The sequence below is a fragment of the Treponema sp. R6D11 genome, assembly GCF_054786075.1.
The window spans coordinates 1-338 of the sequence record NZ_BDHD01001288.1 but is presented as its reverse complement, the minus strand read 5'-3'; the positions used below and the strand labels follow the sequence as shown (position 1 = coordinate 338).

Annotated in this window: 1 protein-coding gene; it reads left to right on the top strand. The window is 40.2% G+C overall.

What is annotated here, in order from left to right:
- On the top strand, positions 1-338 hold a 338-nt coding region (locus ACYVTD_RS18465; RefSeq protein ID WP_461249051.1), incomplete at both ends, for a chorismate mutase.

Here is a 338-nt window from a genome sequence, read left to right as displayed (position 1 = left end):
ATCATGGATATTGATAAACTGAATCAGGAAATAGACGGCATTGACGAACAGTTACTAAAGCTGTTTGAACAACGCATGGAACTTTCGCAAAAAATAGGTCAAAGCAAGGAAGAGCTTTCCTTGCCCGCTATGGATACGGAACACGAGCGCAAAATTTTGTACAAACTTTGCGAAAAGGCTAAACCAGAACTTTCGGGATACGTTAAAGTTTTGTTTTCGTCTTTGTTTGAAATCAGCAAAAGTCATCAAAGAACGCTCAAGCATTACGATTCGTCCGTAAAAAAACTGCTTGACGACGCGGTTGCGCAAAAACTTGAAACTTTTCCATTACGCGCTAC